The organism is Polaromonas sp. (assembly GCF_030680935.1).
GTDB lineage: Bacteria > Pseudomonadota > Gammaproteobacteria > Burkholderiales > Burkholderiaceae_C > Polaromonas.
Window position 1 is genome coordinate 1 of the sequence record NZ_JAUXUP010000052.1, and the last position, 22779, is coordinate 22779.

23 protein-coding genes and 1 pseudogene are annotated in these 22779 nt (G+C 61.1%); 19 read left to right on the plus strand and 5 right to left on the minus strand.

What is annotated here, in order from left to right:
• The 11 genes and pseudogenes from Q8L50_RS13235 to Q8L50_RS13285 all read left to right on the plus strand — a co-directional run.
• Positions 1 to 534: pseudogene (locus Q8L50_RS13235) on the plus strand (ribosome biogenesis GTPase Der); the annotation flags it as partial.
• A 50-nt stretch (positions 535 to 584) separates the two neighbouring features.
• Positions 585 to 857, plus strand: coding sequence for an RNA chaperone Hfq (hfq, locus tag Q8L50_RS13240; protein ID WP_305349104.1), 273 nt, complete (start codon positions 585 to 587; stop codon positions 855 to 857).
• 56 nt (positions 858 to 913) lie between these two features.
• Positions 914 to 2035, plus strand: coding sequence for a GTPase HflX (hflX, locus tag Q8L50_RS13245; protein WP_370869799.1), 1122 nt, complete (start codon positions 914 to 916; stop codon positions 2033 to 2035).
• A 45-nt stretch (positions 2036 to 2080) separates the two neighbouring features.
• Entirely contained in the window at positions 2081 to 3496 is a 1416-nt protein-coding gene (gene hflK, locus Q8L50_RS13250; protein ID WP_305349105.1) for an FtsH protease activity modulator HflK, read from the plus strand.
• Positions 3497 to 3507: 11 nt separating this feature from the next.
• The gene (hflC, locus tag Q8L50_RS13255; protein ID WP_305349106.1) at positions 3508 to 4407 is read left to right on the plus strand and encodes a protease modulator HflC; all 900 of its coding nucleotides are present in this window, start codon (positions 3508 to 3510) and stop codon (positions 4405 to 4407) included.
• 13 nt (positions 4408 to 4420) lie between these two features.
• Positions 4421 to 4615, plus strand: a complete 195-nt coding sequence (locus Q8L50_RS13260; protein WP_305349134.1) for a DUF2065 domain-containing protein — start codon at positions 4421 to 4423, stop codon at positions 4613 to 4615.
• 126 nt (positions 4616 to 4741) lie between these two features.
• A complete protein-coding gene (locus Q8L50_RS13265; protein WP_305349107.1) occupies positions 4742 to 5947 on the plus strand; it encodes an ATP phosphoribosyltransferase regulatory subunit in 1206 nt (401 codons plus the stop codon).
• Positions 5948 to 6015: 68 nt separating this feature from the next.
• Entirely contained in the window at positions 6016 to 7344 is a 1329-nt protein-coding gene (locus Q8L50_RS13270; RefSeq protein WP_305349135.1) for an adenylosuccinate synthase, read from the plus strand.
• A gap of 81 nt (positions 7345 to 7425) precedes the next feature.
• Entirely contained in the window at positions 7426 to 7950 is a 525-nt protein-coding gene (locus Q8L50_RS13275; protein ID WP_305349108.1) for a phosphoribosyltransferase, read from the plus strand.
• A gap of 187 nt (positions 7951 to 8137) precedes the next feature.
• On the plus strand, positions 8138 to 9325 hold the full coding sequence (locus tag Q8L50_RS13280) for a PLP-dependent transferase (RefSeq protein ID WP_305349109.1): 1188 nt from the start codon (positions 8138 to 8140) through the stop codon (positions 9323 to 9325).
• A 27-nt stretch (positions 9326 to 9352) separates the two neighbouring features.
• On the plus strand, positions 9353 to 9529 hold the full coding sequence (locus Q8L50_RS13285; protein WP_305349110.1) for a hypothetical protein: 177 nt from the start codon (positions 9353 to 9355) through the stop codon (positions 9527 to 9529).
• A 152-nt stretch (positions 9530 to 9681) separates the two neighbouring features.
• Here the strand turns inward: Q8L50_RS13285 and mnmH are convergent, their stop codons facing one another.
• Positions 9682 to 10737, minus strand: a complete 1056-nt coding sequence (gene mnmH / locus Q8L50_RS13290) for a tRNA 2-selenouridine(34) synthase MnmH (RefSeq protein WP_305349111.1) — start codon at positions 10735 to 10737, stop codon at positions 9682 to 9684.
• The gene (locus Q8L50_RS13295) at positions 10734 to 11441 is read right to left on the minus strand and encodes an arylesterase (RefSeq protein WP_305349112.1); all 708 of its coding nucleotides are present in this window, start codon (positions 11439 to 11441) and stop codon (positions 10734 to 10736) included. Before Q8L50_RS13295 ends, mnmH begins: the two co-directional genes overlap by 4 nt.
• Between Q8L50_RS13295 and Q8L50_RS13300 the strand changes: the two genes are divergently transcribed.
• Entirely contained in the window at positions 11440 to 12177 is a 738-nt protein-coding gene (locus Q8L50_RS13300) for an ABC transporter ATP-binding protein (protein ID WP_370869800.1), read from the plus strand. The genes Q8L50_RS13295 and Q8L50_RS13300 overlap by 2 nt on opposite strands.
• Before the next feature lie 68 nt (positions 12178 to 12245).
• Here Q8L50_RS13300 and Q8L50_RS13305 read toward each other — a convergent pair whose 3' ends face one another.
• Together Q8L50_RS13305 and Q8L50_RS13310 are read right to left on the minus strand one after the other, a co-directional pair.
• Positions 12246 to 14363, minus strand: coding sequence for a protein kinase (locus Q8L50_RS13305; RefSeq protein ID WP_305349113.1), 2118 nt, complete (start codon positions 14361 to 14363; stop codon positions 12246 to 12248).
• Positions 14364 to 14374: 11 nt separating this feature from the next.
• Positions 14375 to 15250 carry a DUF3365 domain-containing protein gene (locus Q8L50_RS13310; RefSeq protein ID WP_305349114.1) on the minus strand — a complete coding sequence of 292 codons (876 nt, stop codon included), beginning with the start codon at positions 15248 to 15250 and terminating at the stop codon, positions 14375 to 14377.
• Positions 15251 to 15366: 116 nt separating this feature from the next.
• Between Q8L50_RS13310 and rlmB the strand changes: the two genes are divergently transcribed.
• Positions 15367 to 16140, plus strand: coding sequence for a 23S rRNA (guanosine(2251)-2'-O)-methyltransferase RlmB (gene rlmB, locus Q8L50_RS13315; RefSeq protein WP_305349115.1), 774 nt, complete (start codon positions 15367 to 15369; stop codon positions 16138 to 16140).
• A gap of 223 nt (positions 16141 to 16363) precedes the next feature.
• Here the strand turns inward: rlmB and Q8L50_RS13320 are convergent, their stop codons facing one another.
• Entirely contained in the window at positions 16364 to 17635 is a 1272-nt protein-coding gene (locus tag Q8L50_RS13320) for a D-amino acid dehydrogenase (RefSeq protein WP_305349116.1), read from the minus strand.
• 350 nt (positions 17636 to 17985) lie between these two features.
• On the opposite strand from Q8L50_RS13320, the gene rpsB reads away from it, so the two are divergent.
• The 6 genes from rpsB (at position 17986) to Q8L50_RS13350 (ending at position 22775) form a co-directional block, all read left to right on the plus strand.
• Positions 17986 to 18738: a 30S ribosomal protein S2 gene (gene rpsB, locus Q8L50_RS13325; protein WP_305349117.1), complete on the plus strand. Its 753-nt coding sequence runs from the start codon at positions 17986 to 17988 to the stop codon at positions 18736 to 18738.
• Between the two features lie 115 nt (positions 18739 to 18853).
• Positions 18854 to 19768, plus strand: a complete 915-nt coding sequence (tsf, locus tag Q8L50_RS13330) for a translation elongation factor Ts (RefSeq protein WP_305349118.1) — start codon at positions 18854 to 18856, stop codon at positions 19766 to 19768.
• 63 nt (positions 19769 to 19831) lie between these two features.
• Entirely contained in the window at positions 19832 to 20542 is a 711-nt protein-coding gene (gene pyrH, locus Q8L50_RS13335) for a UMP kinase (protein ID WP_305349119.1), read from the plus strand.
• 68 nt (positions 20543 to 20610) lie between these two features.
• Complete coding sequence (gene frr, locus Q8L50_RS13340; protein WP_305349120.1) at positions 20611 to 21171, plus strand: ribosome recycling factor; 561 nt, start codon at positions 20611 to 20613, stop codon at positions 21169 to 21171.
• A gap of 27 nt (positions 21172 to 21198) precedes the next feature.
• Entirely contained in the window at positions 21199 to 21939 is a 741-nt protein-coding gene (uppS, locus tag Q8L50_RS13345) for a polyprenyl diphosphate synthase (protein WP_305349121.1), read from the plus strand.
• Entirely contained in the window at positions 21939 to 22775 is an 837-nt protein-coding gene (locus Q8L50_RS13350) for a phosphatidate cytidylyltransferase (protein ID WP_305349122.1), read from the plus strand. The genes uppS and Q8L50_RS13350 overlap by 1 nt, the downstream gene beginning before the upstream one ends.
• Positions 22776 to 22779 lie beyond the last annotated feature (4 nt).

Here is a 22779-nt window from a genome sequence, read left to right on the forward strand (position 1 = left end):
GCCACCCAGGGCGTGACCGATCAGGACGCCCACATCGCCGGCTACATCCTGGAAAGCGGCCGCGCTGTGGTGCTCGCGGTCAATAAATGGGATGCGGTGGACGCCTACCAGAAGGAGCTGCTGGAACGCTCTGTAGAAACACGGCTGTCCTTTCTGAAATTTGCCACCATCCACAATATCTCGGCCATCAAGCGCCAGGGACTCGGTCCGGTCTGGAAATCCATTGTCCAGGCCCATGCCTCCGCGAATCGAAAAATGTCCACCCCGGTGCTCACTCGTCTGCTGCTCGAGGCTGTGCAATTCCAGAGTCCGCAGCGGGCCGGGATGTTCCGCCCCAAGCTGCGTTATGCGCACCAGGGGGGCATGAACCCGCCCATCATCATTGTTCACGGCAATTCGCTGGAACACGTGACGGACGCCTACAAGCGTTTCCTGGAAGGACGATTTCGCAAGGAGTTTGAACTGGTCGGTACACCGCTGCGGATTCAGATGAAATCTTCCAGCAACCCTTTTGCGGACAAAGATACCGCTTAAGCCTACATTCCGCGCCAAATTGCTGTGGTAAGGTGAAGTCCTATCAACTCTTGAACACGGAAAATATCGTGAGCAACAACAACAAAGGCCAGCTCCTGCAGGACCCTTTTCTCAATACTTTGCGCCGTGAGCACGTGCCCGTGTCGATTTACCTCGTCAACGGCATCAAACTTCAGGGACAGATCGAATCTTTCGATCAATATGTGGTGCTGTTGCGCAATACCGTGACTCAAATGGTCTACAAACACGCCATTTCGACCATTGTCCCAGGTCGCGCAGTCAATTTCGCTGCGGCAGACTCCCAGGAAAGCCCTGCCACCTGATTTCTCAGGACTTATCTGCGGCTCCCCTGCCTCTGGCCATTCTGGTCGGGGTTGACTTGGGGTACCCCAATTTTGATGCCGGCCTTGAAGAGCTGGGTTTGCTCGCGAAGACTGCGGGCATGCAGCCGGTTGCCCGTGTGGTTTGCAAGCGCCGGGCACCGGACGCCGCCCTTTTTATTGGCAGCGGCAAGGCCGATGAGATCAAGATGCTGGCGCTGGAGACTGGAGCCAGTGAAATTCTGTTCGACCAGTCTCTCAGTCCAGCGCAGCAACGCAATCTGGAGCGAGCGCTGGAGTTGCCAGTCAACGACCGTACCCTGCTGATTCTGGAGATTTTTGGCCAACGCGCACGCAGCCACGAAGGCAAGTTGCAGGTCGAACTGGCGCGCCTGCAGTACCTGTCCACACGACTGGTCAGGCGTTGGTCCCACCTGGAGCGGCAAACCGGCGGCGCTGGCGTGCGCGGCGGCCCGGGTGAAAAACAGATCGAGTTGGACAAACGCATGATTGGCGAATCCATCAAGCGCACCAAAGAGCGCCTGGGCAAGGTCAAAAAACAGCGCCAGACCCAGCGGCGCCAGCGCGAGCGGCGCAATTCTTTCACGATCTCGCTGGTTGGTTACACCAACGCCGGGAAATCCACACTGTTCAATGCATTGGTCAAGGCGCGAGCCTATGCGGCGGACCAGCTGTTTGCCACACTGGATACAACCACGCGGCAGCTCTACCTGGGTGACGCCCAGCGGTCCGTGTCCCTGTCTGACACCGTGGGGTTTATCCGCGACCTGCCGCACGGACTGGTCGACGCCTTTGCCGCCACCTTGCAAGAGGCCGCAGATGCTGACCTGCTGATACATGTCGTCGACGGCGCCAATCCCGACCACCTGGCACAGATCGAACAGGTTCAACGGGTACTGGCAGAGATCGGTGCGGCCGATGTGCCGCAAATACTGGTGTTCAACAAGCTCGATGCCCTTGAAAAGTCGCGCTGGCCGCTTCAATTGAGTGACAGCTTTGAAGTAAAAGACGCTTTTTCGGATACCGGCAAGCGTGTAGAAAGGGTATTTGTCAGCGCGCAGACCGGGGAAGGCTTGCCACTGCTGCGCCAGTTGCTGGCCCGGCATGCACAGGCCCCCTCGGCTGAAGATAGCCCTCAAGTCAGTGAGTTTGTGGCCTGATTGGGCACAATGGCGAAGTTATTAAAAAAAAGGCAGTTGGATTCCATGAACCTGAACCCTGTTCTACAGACGCTTACTACCCTGCCGGGACGGCTAAGGCAACGCGCGCGCGGCATGTTCAATCTGAACGACCCGCGCTGGGGCCGGGATGACGACAACAAGGCCAGGCCCGACGACGCCACGCCGGAGACGGGTCGGGATGATGTCCCGTCACCTCCACCAGCACGCCCTCCCGCTCCCAACCGTCCGCAGGGGCAGGGGCCGAACCAGGGGCCACCCGATCTGGATGAATTGTGGCGGGACTTTAATCGCAAGCTGGGCGGCCTTTTTGGCGGTGCCAAAAATGCCGGACAACGTGCTCGTGGCGCGGGCGGTGGCGGCGGTCCCGGCGGGCCTGGCGGTTTTCAGCCGGACATGAAAAGTGCCGGTATCGGTGTGGGCCTGATCGCCGCTGTGGCCGTGCTGATCTGGCTGGGTACCGGGTTTTTTATCGTGCAGGAGGGCCAGCAGGCGGTCATCACCCAGTTCGGCAAATACAAGTCAACCGTGGGGGCAGGTTTCAACTGGCGCCTTCCGTACCCTGTTCAGCGCCACGAACTGGTTGTCGTTACGCAGATCCGTTCCGTGGACGTGGGTCGCGACACCGTCATCAAGGCCACGGGTTTGCGCGAGTCGGCCATGCTGACTGAAGACGAGAACATCGTCGAGATCAAGTTTGCAGTGCAATACCGCCTCAATGACGCTCGCGCCTATCTGTTTGAGAGCAAGGACCCAGCCGGTGCTGTGGTCCAGGCGGCGGAAACCGCGGTGCGTGAAGTTGTGGGCAAGATGAAAATGGACTCGGCCCTGGCAGAGGAGAGAGACCAGATTGGCCCACGCGTACGCACGCTCATGCAGACCATCCTGGACCGCTACAAAGTGGGCGTGGAGGTGGTTGGAATCAACCTGCAGCAAAGCGGTGTGCGACCGCCCGAACAGGTTCAGGCCTCGTTTGACGATGTGCTCAAGGCCGGGCAGGAGCGCGAACGCGCCAAAAACGAAGCGCAGGCTTACGCCAATGACGTCATACCGCGCGCGGTCGGCTCCGCTTCACGATTGAAAGAGGAGTCTGAAGCCTACAAGGCCCGAATCGTCGCTCAGGCTCAGGGTGATGCGCAGCGCTTCCGTTCTGTCCTGGCTGAATACCAGAAAGCCCCTCAGGTCACGCGTGACCGCATGTACACCGACACGATGCAGCAGGTGTACAGCAACGTGACCAAGGTCATGGTCGAGTCGCGCCAGGGCTCCAATCTGCTGTATTTGCCGCTGGACAAAATCATGCAGCAATCTGGCGGTGCCGCCGCCCCTGAGCCTGTCAGTGGCAGTGTGCCTGCGCCCTCGCAGCCTGCCGCCCCAGTGACGGGCCAGGCCGATACCCGCGCCCGTGACGCCTCACGCACGCGCGACCGCGACACCCGTTAAGGAAGAACAAAGTGAACAGAGTCGGATTTATCGCTACTTCGCTGCTGGTGCTGCTCGCGCTGGCCAGTTCCATGCTGTTTGTGGTCGATCAGCGCCAGTTTGGTGTGATCTATGCCCTCGGGCAAATCAAGGAAGTCATCACCGAGCCGGGTCTCAACTTCAAGTTGCCGCCACCGTTCCAGAATGTCTCCTATATCGACAAACGCCTGCTGACACTGGACAGCACCGATGCCGAACCCATGCTGACGGCAGAAAAGCAGCGGGTGGTGATCGACTGGTACGTGCGCTGGCGAATCACCGAACCGTCGGAATACATCCGCAACGTCGGGCTCGACGAGCGGGCGGGTGCCAATCAGCTCAACCGGGTGGTTCGCAATGCCTTCCAGGAAGAAATCAACAAACGCACGGTGAAAGACCTGCTGTCGCTCAAGCGCGAAGCGCTGATGGCCGATGTGAAGACCGAGGTGCTGCAGGTTGTGCGTGGCGCCAAGCCCTGGGGAGTGGATGTCGTTGACGTTCGCATCACGCGTGTGGACTATGTGGAGGCGATTACCGAATCGGTTTACCGCCGCATGGAGGCCGAGCGCAAGCGGGTTGCCAACGAACTGCGTTCAACCGGTGCTGCCGAGGGTGAAAAAATCCGTGCCGATGCCGACCGTCAGCGCGAGGTCACTATTGCCAATGCCTACCGGGACGCACAGAAAATCAAGGGTGAAGGGGACGCGCAAGCCGCCGCCGCCTACAGCGACGCCTTTGGCCGGGATCCGCAGTTCGCCCAGTTTTACCGAAGCCTGGACGCCTACAAGGCCAGCTTCAGCAAGAAAAGCGATGTGATGGTGCTGGACCCTTCGTCTGACTTTTTCAAGGCAATGCGTGGATCGGGCGCGGGTGCTGCGCCGTCAAAAAAGTAGCCCCGCGCCGTGGATAGCGGCACGATCTGGCTTGCACTGGCTTGCACTGGCTTGCGTGCTGGTGATTGAAGGGCTCTTGCCGTTCTTTTCGCCGGCAGGCTGGCGCCGGATGTTTGAACAGATTCTCAGGTTGAGTGACGGGCAAATCCGGTTTTTTGGTTTGGGCAGCATCCTCGCCGGCTTGCTGGCCATCGCTTTTCTCCCTTAACGGCAGCGCGCCCGGACTCCTTGGACCAAAGGTATTTGGAACGACTGGCGATATCGAAGCCGATTTGGACCGGAAAGCGCCTTCAAGCCCGGTAAAATCCTGTTTTTAACAGCCTACGATAAATACATGCCCGCCTGGTCGTCATCATGGCAATTGCCGGATCAAATTGCCGATGTCCTGCCCTCCGAGGCGAGCCACATCGAAGAGCTGCGTCGTCTGTTTCTGGACACGGCCCGCAGCTACGGCTACGAGCTGGTCATGCCGCCGCTGCTGGAACACCTGGAATCCCTGCTGACCGGCACCGGCGAAGCCCTGGACCTGCAGACTTTCAAGCTGGTGGACCAGCTTTCCGGGCGCACCCTCGGATTGCGCGCCGACACCACGCCGCAGGTCGCGCGCATTGATGCCCACTTGTTGAATCGGCAAGGCGTGGCGCGCCTGTGCTACTGCGGCCCGGTGTTGCATACGCGCGCCGATCGTCCGCATGCCACGCGAGAGCCGCTGCAGTTCGGCGCTGAAATTTATGGCCATTCCGGCCTCGAGGCCGACCTCGAAGCCCAACTGCTGGCACTCGAAGGCCTGACGGCTGCCGGCGTCACCCAACTGTCGGTGGACATGGCCGACGTGCGTATCGTCAACAGCCTTCTGCAGGGCGCCCAGGTCGGCGCCGCCATGCTGGCCCGTATCCATGCCGCGCTTGCAGCCAAGGATGCCAGCGAGCTCGCCAGCCTGACGACCAGCCTCGACGGCGCGTTGTCAGCGGCAGCGCGTAGTGGCTTGTTGGCGTTGCTGCAGTTTTACGGTGATGAGAAAGTACTGGCGGAGGCCGAAAAGGCCTTCAAGGCCTTGCCTCAGGCGCTGAAGGCGCTGGACAACCTGAGGTGGCTGGCGACACATGTGGGCAGCCTGTCAGGTGGCGTCCGGATTGGTTTTGACCTCGCCGACCTGCGGGGTTACGCCTACTACAGCGGAACACGGTTTGCCATCTACGGGCACGGCCAGCGTGACGGCTCGTCAGGCGCAGAACTGGTGCGCGGCGGCCGTTACGACGAGGTAGGCGCTGTGTTTGGCCGTAACCGTCCGGCGGCCGGTTTCAGCCTGGACCTCAAGGAACTGGTCAGTGTCTTGCTGCCCAAACCTTTGCGCCCCGCCATTCGAGCGCCTTGGGGCGAAGAAGCCGGGCTGCGCGCTGCTATTGCGAGGCTTCGCGCAGGCGGCGAAACCGTGGCCTGTGTCTTGCCCGGTCATGAACACGAAGTGGACGAGTTTGACTGTGACCGCGAACTGGCCAGTGTGGCCGGCCAGTGGCAGGTTCGGTCCCTGGTCGCCTGAACGGTTCTGCGCGACGCCCTGCATCCCTCAACCAATTCCCAACGAGAAAACAGAAGATGACAAAGACAATCGCCGCAACCGCCGGCCGCAATGTGGTGGTCGTGGGCACCCAATGGGGTGACGAGGGCAAGGGCAAGCTGGTGGACTGGCTGACCGAAAGCTCTCAGGGGGTGGTGCGTTTCCAGGGCGGCCACAATGCCGGGCATACGCTGGTCATCAACGGCATCAAGACGGCCCTGCACCTGATCCCCAGCGGCATCATGCGTCCGGGCGTCAAGTGTTACATCGGCAACGGTGTCGTGTTGTCAGCGGCCAAGCTGTTTGAAGAAATTGAAGGGCTGGAAAAAGCCGGTGTCGAGGTGCGTTCGCGCCTGCGCATCAGCGAGGCCTGCCCGCTCATCCTGCCTTTTCACGTGGCGCTCGACGTGGCGCGTGAAACCCGCCGTGAAACCGGCGGCACCGTCAAGATAGGCACCACCGGCCGCGGCATCGGTCCGGCTTATGAAGACAAGATCGCACGCCGCGCGCTGCGGGTGCAGGACCTGAAATACCCCGAGCGTTTTGCCGCCAAGCTGCGTGAGCTGCTGGACCTGCACAACTTCGTGCTGACCGGCTACCTGCATGCACCGGCCATCGAATTCCAGCCGGTCTACGACGAAGCCATGCGCCACGCAGAACTGCTCAAGCCGATGATGGCCGATGTCTCGCGCGAGCTCAACGACGCCAACGCCGGGGGCGCGAACCTCCTGTTTGAAGGCGCGCAGGGTACTTTGCTCGACGTGGATCACGGTACCTACCCGTTTGTGACATCGAGCAACTGCGTGGCCGGCAATGCGGCCGCCGGTGCCGGTGTCGGTCCAGGCATGCTGCATTACATCCTGGGCATCACCAAGGCTTACTGCACGCGTGTGGGCGGTGGTCCTTTCCCGACCGAACTCGCCTGGGAGACCCCGGGAACGCCCGGCTACCACATGAGCACTGTCGGTGCCGAAAAAGGCGTGACCACGGGCCGCAGCCGGCGCTGCGGCTGGTTTGATGCGGCCCTGCTCAAGCGTTCGGCGCAGGTCAATGGTCTGTCCGGCCTGTGTATCACCAAGCTCGATGTGCTGGACGGCATAGAACAACTCGAACTGTGCACTGGTTACGAGCTTGACGGCCACATCACCGACATCCTGCCCATGGGGGCCGAAGACATTGCCCGCTGCAAGCCGATTTACGAAACCCTGCAGGGCTGGACCCAGAGCACGGTGGGGGTGACGGATTACGACAAATTGCCAGCCGCGGCGCAGCGTTATCTGCACCGGATTGAAGAGGTCACCGGCGTGCCGATTCACATGATTTCGACCAGTCCCGACCGCGACCACACCATTTTGCTTCGGCATCCGTTTGTCGCCTGAGGTTTCCGTTTCTTATCGTCAAATCGTGCGCCAGCCCAATGGGGTAGGGCGCAAGCAGCTATCGAATCAGGAGCATTTTTCATGTTGACCGAAGACGGCAAACACCTTTACGTCAGTTATGACGAGTACCACAACCTGATCGAAAAACTGGCGATCAAGGTGCATCAGTCGGGCTGGCACTTTGACACCATCCTGTGTCTGGCACGCGGCGGCATGCGGCCCGGCGACATCCTCTCGCGCATTTTTGACAAGCCGCTGGCCATCATGTCCACCAGCTCCTACCGCGCAGACGCCGGCATGACACAAGGCAACCTGGACATCGCGCGCTTCATCACCACGCCCAAGGGAGAAATCGCCGGCAAGGTGCTGCTGGTCGATGATCTGGCTGACACCGGCCACACCCTCAATGCGGTGATCCACCAGCTGCGCACTAACTACAAGCCCATTACCGAGCTGCGCAGCGCGGTGATCTGGACCAAGGGTGTGTCCACTTTTGCACCCGACTATTCCGTCGAGTTTTTGCCGACGAATCCGTGGATTCACCAGCCTTTCGAGGGTTACGACGCCCTCCGGCCCGCGCAGCTAATGGAGAAGTGGAAGATCTGAGGGGTTTTCAAAAATCCAATTCTCGGGCGCATCGCGGCGTTGCGCGGTGCTCGGAATCCTCACGTACCTGAGTACGTTCCGGTGTCCTGCGCTCCGTGCGCCTTGCCCTGCATCCCGACAATCGAATTTCTGCAAACCCCTCGGGGGGGGGCCGACGCCGAGGTTCGCCAGCCGTTAACATCGGCGCATGAGCGATATTTCCACCCAGCTGATCCACCACACTTACCAGCCGCCAGCGGGTTTTGAGGCCGTCAACCCCGCCGTGCATAAAGCATCGACGGTGATCTTTCCGAACGTCGCCGCGCTGCGCCAGCGCGACTGGAAACACAAGACCGGCTACACCTACGGCCTGCACGGCACGCCGACCACCTTCACGCTGGAAGAGCGCATTGCTACCCTCGAAGGAGGCACCTACTGCACGCTGGTGCCCAGCGGATTGGCAGCAGTGGCCCTGGTCGGCATGGCTTTTCTCAAGGCCGGGGACGAGGTGCTGATCCCCGACAACGCCTACGGGCCCAACAAGACGTTTGCGCAGCACGAACTCACCGGCTGGGGCGTCAGTTTCCGGTATTACGATCCCATGCAGCCCGTCGACCTGGCCGCCAAACTGAGTGGCAAAACGCGCCTGGTCTGGCTCGAGGCGCCTGGCTCCATCACGCTGGAGTTTCCGGACCTGCCGGCGCTGGTGGCCGTGGTCAAGGCGCACACCGACGTCCATGCGGAATGCATCGTCACCGCGCTGGACAACACCTGGGGCGCAGGCATCGCCTTCGATGCCTTTGCGCTCGGTGCCGATATCTCGGTGCAGGCCCTGACCAAATACCCCAGTGGCGGCGCCGACGTGTTGATGGGCTCGGTGGTGACGCGTGATGAGGCGCTGCATCATCGGGTGCATTTTTGCCATATGCGCGTCGGTTACGGTGTTGCCGGCAATGACGCAGAGCTGGTGCTGCGCGGCCTGGGCAGCATGGCCCTGCGCTACGCCGCCCAGGACGGCGCCACACGCACGCTGGCGGCTTGGCTGCAGCAGCAGCCGCAGGTTGAAGCGGTGCTGCACCCCGCGCTGCCTGGATCGCCGGGGCACGCAGTCTGGCAGCGCGACTGCTCGGCAGCGGCCTGCCTGATGAGCGTCGTTTTCAGGCCGGGCTACGCGCAGGCCGCGGTGGACCTTTTTTGCGACAGCCTGCGGCTGTTCCGGCTGGGCTACAGCTGGGCCGGCCCGATGAGCTTGTGCGCGCCCTACGACATCCCGGCGATCCGCACCACAGCCTGGCCGTACAAAGGCGGTCTGGTGCGGTTTTCCATCGGACTGGAAGCGGTGGCCGACCTGCAGGCAGATCTGGCCCAGGCGCTGGCGTCAATGCAGTACAGTTAGCCTATACATTCCTGAAGAAAGCACACCGTGGCAACTCCCAATTATTCCTACGAAAAGCGCCAGAAAGAGCTGGCCAAGAAGAAGAAAAAAGAGGAAAAGCTCAAGCGCAAGGCTGAAGGCAAGCCGGACTTGCCGGACGACGACACGCCGGATGGCCAGGAAGGCACAAGCGGCACGCCACCAGCTACAGACCCCGCGGCCTGACGGCAGGCATCCCTGTGAAAATTTCGTCAAATCGGGCCTCAGCCCAATAGCTTCGGGCGTAAGCAGCTACTGGATTAATAGCAACCTTGCCCCCACCAGGCTCCGCCGGGACACTCCCTGTCCCCCGGAGCCATTATTTTGGGCGGCCCGGTTCAGTGCGCCAGCAGGCTTTGCGCCAGGCCGCTCATGGCCGCCATGCTGTGGTCGCGCGGCGCGATCACCTGTGCCGACGCGTAGTGTGTGAAGTTGCGCCGCATCGATTGCAGGTACACCGGGTCGTAGTGTTGGACCAGCAGTTCCCGCACCACCGACGCGATATCGCCGCTGCCGGCCCGCTCTTGCCAGTTCTTGACGGTTTCCTTGCCGCGCGCTTCGGTCAGGGCGCCCAGACGTTCACAGAAGAACGCGGTGTCTTTTACGAAAAAATCATAGTCCTCAAGCAGCAGCGCGACACGCTCGTCCTCAGGCAGATCCAGTTGCAGACAAGGACTGGTGCGCATAGCGGCGATCAGTCCTTCCGGCACCGCCACATTGCCGACTTTTTTGCTTTCGCTTTCGATATACACCGGTCGGGCCGAATCGAAGGTGCGCAGCGCGGCCCAGATCAGACTGTCAAAGGCCTTCTGCGTGGGTTGCGCCACGCCGGGGATCAGGCCTAGCACCGAACTGCGGTGGTTGGCCAGCGCCTCCAGGTCCAGCACCTGAGCGCCCTGCGCTGCCAGTGCCTGCAGCAGCCGGGTTTTGCCCGAGCCTGTGGTCCCGCAGACCACCCGGTAGCTGTGGCGTGCTGCCAGTTGCGGCAGATCGGCCACCAGCGCCGCCCGGAAGGCCTTGTAACCGCCCTCGACCAGCGTCACCCTGAAACCTATCTGGTCAAGAATCAGCGCCAGCGATCCGCTGCGCTTGCCGCCACGCCAGCAGTACACCAGCGGCTGCCAGTCGCGTGGCTTGTCCAGTACCTCACGCTGGATGTGGGCGGCGATGTTTTTGGCCACCAATGCCGCGCCGAGTTTTTTGGCTTCAAACTGGCTGATCTGCTTGTAGCGGGTACCCACAATTTTCCGTTCTTCGTCGTTCAGGCTGGGCCAGTTGACGGCACCAGGCAAGTGATCTTCGGCGTATTCGCCCTCACTGCGGGCGTCGATCACGGTGCTGTAGTCACCCAGTGTTGTCAGCGCCTGTTCGGCAGATATGCGTTCCAGACTCACGGGATGATTTTCTTCAATTCGGGCCAGACGTTGGCCAGCATGCGGGCCTGCGACTGCTCGTTGGGGTGAATCCGGTCGGCCTGGAAGTTGGCGGCTGCGGCATCCACGTCGGCAATGCCCTTGAGAAAAAAGGGCACCAGTGCTGCTTTTTCGGCCCTGGCGATTTTTTCAAACAGCCCGTGAAAGGTGGCGCTGTAGGCGCTGCCGTAGTTGGGCGGCACCTGCATGCCGACCAGCAGCACACGCGCGCCGGCTTTTTTGGCGGCCTGCGTCATCACCGTCAAATTCTTTTCCGTCATGTCCAGCGGCAGGCCGCGCAGGGCGTCGTTGCCACCGAGCTCAAGCACCACCAAGCTGGGTTTGTGTTGCGCCAGCAAGGCCGGCAGGCGCGAGCGCCCACCCGAGGTGGTGTCGCCGCTGATGCTGGCGTTGACCACCCGCACGGCCTTTTTTTCGCTCGCAAGCTGTTTTTCCATCAAGGCGACCCAGCCGGTGCCACGTTTCAGGCCGTATTCGGCGCTGAGGGAGTCACCCACCACCAGGATCGGGCCTGTCGTGACGGGCGGCGTGGCTGCAAATATCGGCCACGGGTGCAGGGCGACCAGCGCCAGCAGCAACACGCCCCAGGGCTTTGCGAGGTGGCGTACCGCAGCCCGGGCAAGCTTGGTAAAGTCTGATCTCAAGTTTTCTGACAAGGCTGACATGTTTGAACCTGCGGTTAATCTGCCGAATGACGCTGCTTCTGCTGCTGGTGCAGCAGTGTCCACACCCCCTTCAATTATTTCCGTTGAGCATGTTTTCAAGAGCGTGAGCGATTCGACAGGCACGTTGACCATTTTGCGTGATATTCATTTTGCGCTGGCACCCCGGGAAACTGCTGCGATCGTCGGTGCCTCCGGCTCCGGCAAAAGCACCTTGCTGTCCATCATTGCCGGGCTGGACACGCCGACGCAGGGTACGGTGCACCTGGCTGGGCAGGACCTGTTTGCACTCAGCGAGGACGACCGCGCTGCGCTGCGGGCGCAAAAGGTCGGATTTGTGTTTCAGAGTTTCCAGCTCATGGGCAACCTCAATGCATTGGAGAACGTCATGCTGCCGCTGGAGCTGTCAGGGGCAAAAAACGCTCGCGCCCAAGCCACCGAGATGCTCAGGCGCGTCGGACTGGGGGAGCGTCTGGGGCATTACCCCAAGGTGCTGTCGGGTGGTGAGCAGCAGCGGGTGGCGCTGGCCCGAGCTTTTGTGGTGCAGCCGGCGGTGCTGCTGGCCGATGAGCCCACAGGCAGTCTGGACTTTGCCACCGGCGAGAAGGTCATGGCGCTGATGTTTGAACTGAACCAGGAGCTGGGTACCACGCTGGTCCTGGTGACGCACGACCCCGGCATCGCGGCGCGCTGCGAACGGCGCATCACGATTGAGGCCGGTCAGGTCGTGACCTCTTGATGAAATTTGCTTCCAGCCCTTACGCAGTATGCGTAAGTAGCTATTAATAAGATAGCAAAAGTCAGATATTACAGCTTTCTAGTGGCCGTCAGAAATTTTTCGCGGTCAGCCGGACGATCAATCTCGGCGGCCAGCGCCAACAAAAGCGTCGGCAGGGCGCTGTGCCGCAAGACCTCTTTTTTGAGAATCATTCTGGCAAGTGGGCCAATACACTGGCTCAGCGCGCGCTCGAGCTGCGTCAGCTGCTCAGCACTGAAATAGGGCGAGGTCACCAGGGAACTCGGCCCGGTGCGTGAGCTGACGGGCTGGCTGACGTTCGAATGGGGGCGCGTGAACGACTGAAAAGCCTGCGACACGTCGGCAAGCAAACCGGAATTGCCGAGAGGCTGGGTTTTGTGGTTCTTCGGCCGGATAAACAACTCACGCGCGGTCGGGTCGGGGATGGACACCGCCAGCAACTCCCGCAGCCCCTGCGCACTCACGCTGCGCGTCAGTGCTTTTTTGATCAGCACTTTGGCCAGCGGCCCTATGCTTTTGGTCAACTCGGCCTCGACCTCCGCCACCCGTTCCGGGGTCAGCGTGGCCAAGGCGGCAAAAGAGGCCGTGTTGTCGAATTCGGTGCTGCGCGTCGGAACAACGGGCGCGGGCCGGGACTGCGGGTCCAGCACTGCATGGATATCGTGCGAGCGCAGGTGTTTGTCCAGATGTGGCCCCATGGCGCTGAACAGGCCGACCGCATTGTCCGAGATCGATGTGATCACGTCGTGGAAAGCGCGCGAGACCACGATCTGGTTGGGTTGGGCAAAGTCTGCAATTCGCTGGGCGACGTTGATGCCGTCTCCGATCACGTTGACTTGCTGGTTGATGTCAACCACCTTGCGAACCGGCCCCAGATGCATACCGATGCGCAGCGACAGCATTTGCCCGTATTTTTGCAGCAGCAGACCACGCAGCAGCAGCGCCGACTGCAGGGCTTCCTCAGGGTCGCCGAGAAAGCAGGTCGCGGCCCCGTCACCGGTAGCTATCACCAGGCGCAAGGCCGGGTCCACGCCCTTGATGGCTTTGGTCAGCAGTTCATTGAAATGCTCTTTCACCGTGGCCTGGTGCGCCGTACTGTGTTTCGAATACCCCACCAGATGCAGCGACATCACGGTACACAGCACGTTCTTGCGCAGGCCGTCGGCGCCACCAGCAGGCTGGGCGAGGTTCTGGTCGGTCTGCTGGCGCGCCAGCGGGGTGGTGCGTGTCGGCGCGTCACGCCCCGGTGGCAAGGCGGCGTTTTCCAGCGCCAGTCGGAAGGCTGCAATGTCTTGCGGCCTCCTGGTTTCACCGGGTCTGAGTGCCCAGTCAATGGCACGCAGCAGGTCTGCACTGAAAAGGTCGGTGTCTGCAAGATCAATCGCTCGCGGCATGCTGTCTTCCTGGACGCGCGAAGCCGACTCCGCTGGCTTCTGGCCGGTGCACATCCAGTACATCACCGCGCCCAGCGCATAAATATCGGTCCAAGGCCCCTGGTGGCCTTTGCTGTGGTACTGCTCAAAAGGCGCAAAACCGGGACTGACGATGTTGGTCAGGTCGCGCCCGCCGGTGTAGCGCCGCGCTGCGCCAAAATCGAGCAGCACCGGTGAGCCGTCGGCGCGTATGTAGATGTTGTCGGGCTTGATGTCGCGGTGCAGAAAATCGAGCTTGTGTACCGCTTCCAGGCCATCGAGCAGCGGGTAAACCACCTTCAGCAGGCCCGCCTGATCAAGCGCTGGTTCGCGCGCTAGCCAGCGCTTGAGCGGGTCGCCCGACTCGTACTCCATGACGATGTACGCGGTGCCGTTCTCGCGAAAATAACGCAGTACCCGGGCGATGTTGGGGTGGCGAAAACTTGCCAGCGCCCTGGCTTCATCGAGAAAGCGCTCCAGGCCCCAGTGAAACTGCTGCTCGGCTTCTGGCGTGCGGACCTGCACCGACAGGTCTGCCGCACGAGCCGTCAGGTCGCCGGGAAAGTACTCCTTGATCGCCACCGGCAGCTCGAGGTTGAAGTCGCGTGCCAGGTAGGTGATGCCAAAACCGCCGCCACCCAGCATCTTTTCAATCCGGTACTCGAACACGGTGTGTCCGGCAGGCAGGGCAGCGGCGTCTGCGCCCGCCGCCGCAGGGCGGCCGCGAGGTTCGGCTTCGATGCCTGGGTCACTCATGGACTGTGGCCCTAGCCCCTCTCCAGCATCTGCATGGCTTTTTGCAGGCTGCGGCGCATGCGGTTGAAAGAGCTGCCGAGTACGGCAACCTCATCACGGCCTGCGTCGGAAAACTCGGGAACTTCAAAGTCGCCGTTGCTGACCTGATCGGCCGCCGCCGCCATGCGGCGGATGGGCCGCACGATCAGCCAGCTCAGCATCAGATTGAGTGCAACGAAGACTGCCACAAAAACGGTCGCCAGCGAGGCCATGAAGGTCGTGAAGGCGCGGTCGGCTCTGAGGACGGGAATGTCCATGGGCACCGTCACCACCTGCGCGCCCACAATTTCCTTGAGCTTCCAGCCAAAGCCGTTGGCCTCACCATAAATTTTGAGCATGCTGGCTGGCGCAGCGGAAGGCACGCTGTGGCATTGCAGGCAGGCGGGGTTGTTGATCTGGATCGGTTTGGCGATGTAGAGGATGCGCCCGGTGCCCCCGTTGCGCTCCGAGACCAGTTCTGTGGACTCGGGGTTGTGGCGGAATTGCTGAACGATGTCGGCCTCCCAGTCGGTGGCGCGGTCACGCGGGTTGGTGGGGTTCAGCGTGGCTTCCTTGTAGCCGTAATCCCGGTATTTCTGCTGGATGTGGTTCAGCGTTTCAGTGGCAGCGTAGGCCGGCACTGTTTGCGGCAAAAACACGTCCTGCAGCTGCTTGTCGAGATGGGGCTTCACTTGGTCGACGGTGTAGGCCCGGACGGCCAGCGCGGTGTCCATCATCAGGCGCGCATTGCGCAGCACCTCTTCACGGGCGTTGTCCTGGAGCATCTGGCGCGAGATGAAGCCGACGGCTGCAAAGCCAACGGCAAACACGACCACCAGCACCATGTTGAATTTAAGGCGCAAACCCATGTCGGCTCCAGAGCAAATAAAACGTCTTGTTACTATTTTAGGCGTCTTGCGCCACCGTCGATCCCCCAAAGGCTTCCTGTTGTCAGAAGGAGCAGGCGTGCTGTGATAATTGCGGCATGTCTTCTTCCCCCAAAGTCCTGTTCGGGTTTCATGCCGTGGGTGTGCGTATCAAAACCGCACCCCAGTCCGTGTTTGAAGTGTTTTTTGATGTGTCGCGGCGTGACGCACGTATGCGTCAGTTCACCGATCGGGCGCGAGAGGCCGGTATCCGGCTGATTGAATCGGATGGTTTACGTCTGGCCAAGATGTGCGGCAGTCATGGCCATCAGGGTGTGGTGGCGCGAGTGGACGCCGTGCCGCAGGTCAGGTCACTCGATGAGTTGCTGGAGCAGCTGGAGGCCCACGGTACCCAGGCGCCGCTGCTGCTGGTACTGGACAGCGTGACCGATCCGCACAACCTGGGCGCCTGTCTGCGTGTGGCTGACGGGGCCGGAGCGCACGCGGTAATTGCACCCAAGGACCATGCTGCCGGCATCAACGCCACCGTGGCCAAGGTGGCCAGCGGCGCGGCTGAAACCATGCCTTACTTCATGGTGACCAATCTGGCGCGAACCCTGACCGAGCTCAAGGAACGCAATATCTGGTGCATAGGCACCAGCGACGACGCCGAAAAAACGATTTACGACGTCGATCTGAAGGGGCCGGTTGCCCTTGTGCTGGGCGCGGAAGGTGAGGGCATGCGCCAGTTGACCCGCAAGACCTGTGATGAGCTTGTCAGCATTCCGATGCGCGGCGCGGTCGAAAGCCTGAACGTATCGGTGGCCAGCGGAGTCTGTTTGTACGAAGCACTGCGTCAACGCAGCTTGCGCCCCGCTCAGGCCCCCGTCTGAACGCTCATCGGGCTTTGGGGTCCATTTTCAGCCACCGATTCCCGCGCCAGAAAACACCTGGGAGTCTGCACGGCAGAAGGAAGGTCGGCTGCAAAGCGGCCGCAGCAGTCCGATTTTTCACCTTTTTTCTGTCCCATGGCTACGGCTATGGGTCTGCAATCCCGTTAAAAACTGTCCTCGCCGAGGCCTCTTTTCGCTTCGACGCCTTCTGCCGCGCAAGCTCCTAGCGCGCCGGCCGATGCAGGCGGTCCATACCCAGCCCTTCCATGTCGATCTCGGGCGTTCTGGCAGCGATCAGGTCAGAGATGACCCGCGCACTCCCGCAACTGAGCGCCCAGCCGCTGGAGCCGTGGCCCAGGTTCAGCCACAGGCCGGGCAGGCCACTTGCGCCAAGAATGGGCGGACCGTCCGGCAGCATGGGCCGTGCGCCTTTCCACTCCTGCACATGGGCGGCGCTGTTGGAGGTTTGGGCGGCGCCGGGAAACCAGTCCTGCAACACCTTGTACAGCGTCTGCAACGACGATGCACGCTTTTTGTCGACTGCGCCGCCGATTTCAGCGCTGCCCGCCACCCGCACGCGATTGCCCAGGCGAGAAATGGCAACCTTGTAGCGTTCGTCCATCAGGGCGCTGCGCGGTGCATTCAGGGGCTCGCGGATCGAGGCGCTGATCGAGTAGCCGTACACGGCCGCCATGGGAATTTTGATGCCCAGCGGCCCGAGCAGTGCGGCTGAGTGCAGGCCCGCGCAGAGCACCACGGCATCGAAGCGGCGTTGAGCGGTTTCTCCCGCTATCAAAAAAGTAGCTGGTTGTGCAAGGTCCAGATGGGCTACGGCCTTGTTGAACTCAAAACTCACACCCGACTGCTGGGCCTGGGCCTTCAGTAACAGGGCAAACTGGCGGCAGTTGGCCACCTCGTCATCGGGCAGGTGGATGGCACCCAGAAAAGGTGTGTGCGGGTTCAAGGCGGGCTCCAGCTTGCGCGCTTCGTCGGAGCCGACCTGCCGAAAAGCGACGCCGGCATCGCGCAACACCTGCAGGCCGGGCTCGACCATGCGAGCGTCGGTCTCAGCGCGCAGCAGCACCATGTAGCCGCTGCTGCGGTCGTATTCGAGCTGTTGGTCGGCGGTGATCTGGTGCAGCCGCTGGCGGCTGTAGAAAGCCAGGCGCTGCAGGCGCGCCCGATTGGCCATGTAGGTTTCGAGTTTGCAGGCGCGCCACCACTTCCACATCCATGCCAGCTCACTGCCGGTCAGCGGCAGGCTCAGTCGCACCGGTGCATGGCGGCCCAGCAGATGCCCGATGACCTTGGCCGGCATACCGGGTGCTGCCCAGGGGGTCACGTAGCCGGGCGCGATCACGCCTGCGTTGGCGAAACTGCTTTCCTCGGCGGCTGCCCCGCGCCGCTCGAACACCGTTACCTCGTGGCCGTCCGACGCCAGTTCCCAGGCGGTAGTAATGCCGATGATGCCGGCGCCAATGACAGCGAGCTTCATGTTCGACGCCCGAAAAAGGGGCAGAAAAGGCGAAAAACAGGTAGATGCATGGTTTGTTCAGTTAAATCAGGTTCAGGCCCAATGCCCGTGTGCGTACCAAGCTATCAGTTTTGTAGCGGTTGTGAACCGGATCGGGCCCGGGGCAGGACATCCCGGGGCGGGTTTGCAGGGGCGGCGTGAGGGGTCGAGGAGGGCGGGATGTTATACTCAGCGGGTTGTGCAAAAGGCAATTTCGCCAGGCGCGCAATAAATCGCAAATCAGCCAATCAAGGTGTTGCCCGCGAGACTTTTGAGAATAAAGCTTTCGGGTGATAAGCGCTGATTTTAGACACAACCTTTGGAGTAAATCTATGTCAACAAGCATGCGTGAAATGCTGGAAGCCGGCGTCCATTTCGGTCACCAAACCCGCTTCTGGAACCCGAAGATGGCCCCGTATATCTTCGGCCATCGCAACCGTATCCACATCATCAACCTCGAAAAATCGTTGCCGATGTTCGAGGAGGCGATGAAGTTCGTCAAACAACTCTCCGCCAACCGCGGCACCATTTTGATGGTCGGCACCAAGCGCCAGGCCCGCGAGCTGGTTTCTGCCGAAGCCAAACGTGCCGGCGTGCCGTTTGTTGACCAGCGCTGGCTGGGCGGCATGCTGACCAACTTCAAGACGGTCAAGACCTCGATCAAGCGCCTCAAGGAAATGAAGGCCCAGCAGGAAGTTGGCCTGGACACCCTGAGCAAGAAAGAGCAACTCACGTTCAAACGTGAAATGGAAAAACTCGAAAAGGACATCGGCGGTATCCAGGACATGAATGCCCTGCCTGACGCGATTTTCGTGATCGACGTGGGCTTCCACAAGATCGCCATCCTTGAGGCCAAGAAGCTGGGTATACCGCTGATCGGCGTGGTGGATTCCAACCACTCGCCCATCGGCATCGATTACGTGATCCCCGGCAATGATGACTCGTCCAAGGCTGTGGCCCTGTACGCGCGCGGCATCGCCGACGCCATCATCGAAGGCCGTGCCAGCGCCGGCAATGAAGTCGTCAAGATGGTCTCGGCCGAAAGCACCGACGAATTCGTCGAAGTGGAAAACGCCGCTGCCTGATTGGCCCGGCCCTGCGCCTGACGCGAAAAAGGGGCTCGCGTAGCCCCTTTTTCACAGCCTTGTCAAAAGGCACACGTATTTATTTGAAGTCAACACGACACACGGAGAACTGAAGATGGCAATCACAGCAAGCATGGTCGCAGAGTTGCGCGCAAAAACCGACGCCCCGATGATGGAGTGCAAAAAAGCGCTGACCGAAGCCGAAGGCAACTTTGAAAAAGCCGAAGAAATACTGCGCGTCAAGCTGGGCAACAAGGCTGGCAAGGCTGCGTCCCGCATCACGGCCGAAGGCGTGATCGCGTACCACAACGAAGGTGGCATAGGCGCGCTGGTCGAGATCAACTGCGAAACCGATTTTGTCACCAAGAACGACAGCTTCCTGGCCTTCACCGACGCGGTGGCCAAAGGCATCGTCAAGAACAATCCGGCTGACGTGGCCGCCATCGGCGCGATGCCGCTGAGCCTGGACGGCTTTGGCCCGACGGTCGAAGATGTGCGCAAGGGCCTGATCGGCAAGATCGGCGAGAACATGAGCGTGCGCCGTTTTCAGCGTTTTGAGAGCAGCAAGCTCGCCTCGTATCTGCACGGCACGCGCATCGGCGTGGTGGTGGAGTTTGACGGCGACGAGACGGCTGCCAAAGACGTGGCCATGCATGTGGCGGCCATGAAGCCCGTTTCCCTGTCCAGCGACCAGGTGCCCGCAGAACTCGTCGCGCGCGAGCGTTCGGTTGCGGCGGCAAAAGCGGCTGAAGATGCTTCTGTCGCTGTCGCCGCCGGCAAACCGGTGCAGTCGCCCGAAATTGTTGCCAAGCGTATCGAGGGCGGTGTTCAGAAATACCTGAAGGAAGTCAGTCTGCATAACCAGTCTTTTGTCAAAAACGACAAGCAGACTGTCGAGCAGATGCTCAAGGAAAAAGGCACGGTTGTGAAGTCTTTCACGCTCTATGTCGTGGGTGAAGGCATCGAGAAAAAAGTAGACGATTTTGCGGCTGAAGTGGCCGCCCAGGTGGCCGCTGCCAAAGCGGCCTGATTGCGCCTGCTGACCCGAAAGGCCGCTAAACTTACGCCCATAAAAAAAACAGGAAACCCACTCATGCCAGCCTACAAGCGAATCTTGTTGAAACTTTCAGGTGAAGCCTTGATGGGAGACGATGCCTTCGGTATCAACCGCGCAACGATTGTGCGCATGGTTGAGGAAATTGCCGAAGTCACGCGCATGGGCGTTGAAGTGGCTGTGGTCATCGGTGGGGGCAATATTTTTCGCGGTGTGGCGGGCGGTTCGGTGGGCATGGACCGTGCGACCGCCGATTACATGGGTATGCTGGCTACAGTGATGAATGCGCTGGCCCTGGGCGACACCATGGACAAGGCCGGTCTCACGCCGCGGGTGATGTCTGCCATTGGGATCGAGCGGGTGGTGGAGCCGTATGTGCGGCCCAAGGCGCTTCAGTACCTGGAAGAAGGCAAGGTCGTCATCTTTGCGGCGGGTACCGGTAATCCTTTCTTCACCACCGACACGGCTGCTGCCTTGCGCGGCGCCGAAATAGGTGCCGAAATCGTCCTCAAGGCCACCAAGGTCGATGGCGTGTACAGCGCCGACCCGAAGAAGGACCCGACCGCCACGCGTTACACCAACATCAGCTTTGACGAGGCCATCGGCAAGAACCTGGAAGTGATGGATGCGACGGCGTTTGCGCTGTGCCGTGACCAGAAGCTGCCGATCAAGATTTTCAGTATTTTCAAACACGGCGCGCTCAAGCGTGTGGTGCAGGGCGAAGACGAAGGAACGCTGGTCCACGTCTGAAGCGGATCGATGGCCAGTCCATCCAAATCAAAGTTTGCAAAACAAGGATCCATCCGGAGATAACCATCATGAGCATTCCCGATCTCAAAAACAACGCCGAGCAGAAAATGCAGCAATCGGTGGAGTCCTTCAAGAGCGCCCTGACCAAAATTCGCACTGGTCGGGCCAATCCGGGTCTGCTTGACACCGTACAGGTCGACTATTATGGCGCCATGGTGCCGATCAGCCAGGTGGCAAACGTCTCGCTGCTCGATGCACGCACCATCAGCGTCGCTCCCTGGGAAAAAGGCATGGGTGCCAAGATTGAGAAAGCAATTCGCGACTCGGACCTCGGCCTCAATCCGGCTTCGCAGGGTGACCTGATTCGCGTTCCGATGCCAGCCATGACCGAAGAGCGCCGCAAGGAGCTGACCAAGGTGGTGCGATCGGAAGGTGAACACGCCAAGGTGGCCATCCGCAATTTGCGCCGGGACGCCAACGACGGCGTGAAAAAGCTGGTCAAGGAAAAACTGGCTTCGGAAGATGACGAGCGCCGTGCCCACGACGAGGTCCAGAAGTTCACTGATCGTTTCATTGCCGAAGTCGACAAGCTGGTCGCGGGCAAGGAACAAGACATCATGGCGGTCTGATCTGACCGCCGTGGCCTGATCGCCGACATGGCCAAAACAGACTCCACTGCCATTCCCCACCATGTTGCCGTCGTGATGGATGGCAACGGTCGCTGGGCAACCAGGCGCTTCCTGCCGCGTATTGCCGGCCACAAGCAGGGCGTGGACGCACTCAACCGCTGCGTGCAGGCCTGTATGGCCCGCGGTATCGGTGTGCTGACCGTTTTCGCCTTCTCATCCGAGAACTGGAACCGTCCCGCCGACGAAGTCTCGGGCCTCATGGAACTGCTGGCGCTTTCCCTGGCACGTGAAGTGCCGTCGCTCCAGGCCAACGGTGTGCAGCTTCATTTTGTCGGCGACCGTCAGCGTCTGTCCGACAGATTCCAGGCCGGGTTGACACAGGCGGAGCAGACCACCTCGGACAACCAGCGCTTGATCCTCAACGTCTGTTTCAACTATGGTGGGCGCTGGGATATCGCGCAGGCGGCCCGCAAACTTGCCGCTGAAGGGCAGGAGATCACCGAACTGGCCCTGGACCGTGCCCTGGCACTGGCGCATGTGCCGGATCCGGACCTCTTGATCCGTACCGGCGGCGAAATGCGCATCAGCAACTTTCTGCTGTGGCAGGCGGCGTATTCCGAACTGCATTTTTCCGACAAGCTCTGGCCTGACTTTGATGACGCTGCACTGGACGAAGCGATTGCGGTGTACCGCAGCCGCGAGCGGCGTTTTGGCCAGACCTCCGACCAGATTGGCGGCGGCAAGTCCCTCACCACGAAAGCCGCCTGATGCTCAAGCAACGCGTGATCACCGCCCTGGTGCTATTGGCCATCCTGCTGCCGGCCCTGTTTTATCCAAGCCCCGTGCCTTTTGCACTCGTCGCGCTGCTGTTGATAGCGGCGGGCGGCTGGGAGTGGGCACGTTTGAATGCTTACGGCCCCCTGAGTGCCCTGGGGGCCGGGTTTGCCTGCGTTCTGCTGTGCGGCATGTCCTGGGACTTGGGGTTGCTGGACAGGCCTTTGCCTTTGCCGTGGCGCCTGGCCGGCGCGGCCTGGGTGCTGGTGGGGGCATGGCTGCTGCGCGGCGGTGTAGCCGGCTGGCCGCGTATACCCCAGTTAGTTCGCCTGAGCGTGGGCGTGTTGGCCCTCTGGCTGGCCTGGCTGGCGGTGGCGCAGGCGCGCTTCATCGGCATTGAGTTTTTGCTCTCGGTATTGTTGCTGGTGTGGGTGGCGGACATTGGTGCCTACTTCGCCGGCAAAGGGTTTGGCGGGCGTTTCAGCAAAGGCAAGCTGGCGCCAGCCATCAGCCCTGGTAAAAGCTGGGAGGGCGTCTGGGGCGGCATGGTCGGTGTACTGTTGCTGTGTGGTGTCTGGCTGGCCCTGGATACGACCGGGCAGAGCCTGTACGCGCGGCTGGCCGCACAGCACGGTCTGGCGTTTACCTTGCTGGCCATGATTTTTCTGGCAGCACTCAGCGTGGTAGGCGATCTGGTGGAATCGCTGATCAAACGCAGTGCGGGTGTCAAGGACTCCAGCGGTTTGCTGCCTGGCCACGGCGGCGTGCTGGACCGGGTCGATGCGCTGTTGCCGGTGCTGCCGCTCAGCATGATGCTGATAAGCGTCTGACAGG